The 2,570-nt window shown below is 56.5% G+C and carries 3 protein-coding genes and 1 pseudogene; all 4 read right to left on the bottom strand.

Going from position 1 to position 2,570, the window contains the following annotated elements; translation table 11 throughout:
• Positions 1-525, bottom strand: a pseudogene (locus tag EN964_RS31510) (site-specific integrase); the annotation flags it as partial.
• A 167-nt stretch (positions 526-692) separates the two neighbouring features.
• Entirely contained in the window at positions 693-1,049 is a 357-nt protein-coding gene (locus EN964_RS31515) for a hypothetical protein (RefSeq protein ID WP_127269286.1), read from the bottom strand.
• Complete coding sequence (locus EN964_RS31520) at positions 1,046-1,297, bottom strand: AlpA family transcriptional regulator (protein ID WP_127269285.1); 252 nt, start codon at positions 1,295-1,297, stop codon at positions 1,046-1,048. Before EN964_RS31520 ends, EN964_RS31515 begins: the two co-directional genes overlap by 4 nt.
• 931 nt (positions 1,298-2,228) lie before the next feature.
• The coding region (locus EN964_RS31525) for a hypothetical protein (RefSeq protein WP_206528785.1) at positions 2,229-2,570 on the bottom strand (342 nt) is incomplete at its 5' end.

The raw sequence follows: 2,570 nt of genomic DNA on the forward strand, positions 1-2,570 counted from the left end.
CTGTTCATGTGTGGCTCCGTTTTCTGCGGCAACGGTGGCGCCTGCCTTGCGGACCCCGTGGGCGCTGCAGCCCGGGAGCCCCGCTTCGTCGCACCATTGGCGCATCTTGTTACCAAGGCCGTTTTCCGAGAAAGGCCGACCATACTCGGTGACGAGGAATGTCAGGTTGCCGGCCGGGGCGAAGGAAAGCTCATCCTCGAGTTCTGGGAGCAGAGGCAGTTCGACAACAATCGCTTCCTTGCGCACCTTGCTCTTGTCGGTCTTGCCAGGCTTGATCCTGATCCACTTCTCCCAGATCCCGGTATCCTTGTTGCGAACCTGGGTAATGTGTTGTCTGCCGAAGATTGCGGCATCGGACAGTCGCAAACCCGTGAACATGAAAATCGCCAGCGCCATACGAGCCATAGTGCCGCGCGCATGTCGTTTCTCATACTGGACGATCTCCGACACTTCCCAGGTGTGGAAACCTTCGCCATTGCCGGAAGTCAGGCGCTTTATTCCGTTTGCCGGATTGACCTCGACCATCTCGGCATCCTTGGCCCAAGCGAACATTGCGCTAATGGCTTTTGTAATATTGTTGGCTGCCCCCGGAGCGTCTGACCGGGTATCACGGAGCTCCTTGACGTGAGCCCGCTTCATGGCCGCGAACGGTAATGAACCCTTCGTCGAGAAGTCCGGATTGACTGGCCCGCTCAGCGGGTGAGGCAGTTTGCAACGCCTTCGAGTATTGTTCGTCGTCGAAGCATCGTGCCTTCGCCGACCTCTGCGCCACCGCGCCGGAAATACTCCTGGCAAAGCCACATCAGACTGCCGCGAGGGGCAACTGGCCTCACTACAGGCCCGACCACATTCTGAGCCGAAGCATAGGGAACGCCATCTCGCGCGCAGCGCACTTCTTCGTGGAACTCGGCTGAACCTGGCTTTTCTCGCAGACGGATCTTTTTTCTACCCGGTGCCCGGAAGTACAGCCGGATATTGCCGTGCCGATCCCTGTCTTCGACAACGCCTTTCAGATTGAATTTCACCATGGTGCTCGCCACGTCCATCATCTGCGATCCCAAGGATTATCGCTGGAGGACACGCCGTCAAGTTTGTTGTTGCGGTGTGGTAGCCGCCCGAATGCCTCTGCCAGTTCCTCCACATCCCAGACATAGCGCTCTTTGCTGGGCATCCGCGGTTGTGGCATACGGCCATCCGCGACCATCTGGTCGAACGTCGTTGGACTGACGCCGATAGCTACCGCTGCCTGTTCTCGATTAATGCCGAACAGCAGGAGCCCGCCAAGTGCGCGTTTCATTGCTTTTCTCGCTGCACATCGCCTCGCGGGCTGAGTTCCGCGACAGTGGAGCATTCACCTAAGAAGCAATCACGCTACCCTTTCCTTGCTATGCTTGGAATGGATCTGTCCGGCCAATGCGACAAACGGCGGTAACGGCGTGAAAATAGGATAGCAGACCGCGGCTGCGGGGGTTCGAGTCGGGAGACCGCTACATCGCAAGACCCACTATTGAGGGCGCGTTCTTTTGCTATCGCCGGCATGCAGCGTGAGCAAGGTGCGTTCGATGCCGTGCGGTAGAAAATCGCGACCCGTGGCGATGATGGACAGGGCCGATAGATAAGCAATATCAGCTAGTTACGATATGTTGTGTGCAAAAACCGCACACGAAAGTTCTGCTTCTCGTCATTTTTCGTTCGCACGACGGAGCCGCCGACAGTCCGATTTGGACCCTCTTTTGCCGACGATGACAGCCGCTTCATTGCGGCGTTCGCTGCCATATCTATGGGCCGCAACGTACGATCCGCCTCCAACTCCCCTGGGGTTCCTGGAAGCTTTTCGAACTTTCTGGGTCGCTCCTCAGCCCGAATTGCGAGTGCTCATGGATAAGGCAGGATACTAGATTCGGTTTTTAGATAGCTCTGAAGGGATCGACTTCTGGTACATTGTGTCTGATAGCGCGCCGACACGAACTCCCAAGTACCATGCTTGAACGGCAGCTTTGCGCCGCAAGTCGGCCGTGTATGGTCGTGCTCGACCAGCCCGGAAGCAGACATCCTTCTCTTCGACAAAATGTCGAATTAGGCGGGAAGCAGACCTTTGCCACTTGCTCAACGGAGGTCCGGGCTGCGGGACGAAGCTGCTGTCGTCTAGTTTCTCGAGCGTCTTCTTGCTTCGGAAAGCCATGCCATACCAGGATTCTCTATCGGACCGCCTTAGAGGTAGCCGAAAGCTATTCATTCGCCACGGCAACCGACATCAAGCGCATATTGTGAAGCGAGCGGATGCAGCCATGCCCTTCAAAAAGTTGCGCACAATCGAAGCATGATATGCCTCGCGCATCGTCCATTTCGTTCTCATCGATGCCGAGTGTAATGCTGTATGGACTCAAAACGGGTGCAAAGGCGAAAAAGTCCTCCGGCAATGGTTCGATAGACTGCATAAGGCAAACGAATTCGCCGCTCGGGAGCTGAGTAGAGAAGAGCAGTTCGTCGGTCCATACTCCAAGCTTGGCTATTCGATTTGGATCCTCGCGGCTGTAGACGACATTCACCATCCGCCCGCACATGTGGGG

Source organism: Mesorhizobium sp. M7A.F.Ca.CA.001.10.2.1 (assembly GCF_003998575.1).
In the GTDB taxonomy this organism is placed as follows: Bacteria; Pseudomonadota; Alphaproteobacteria; order Rhizobiales; family Rhizobiaceae; genus Mesorhizobium.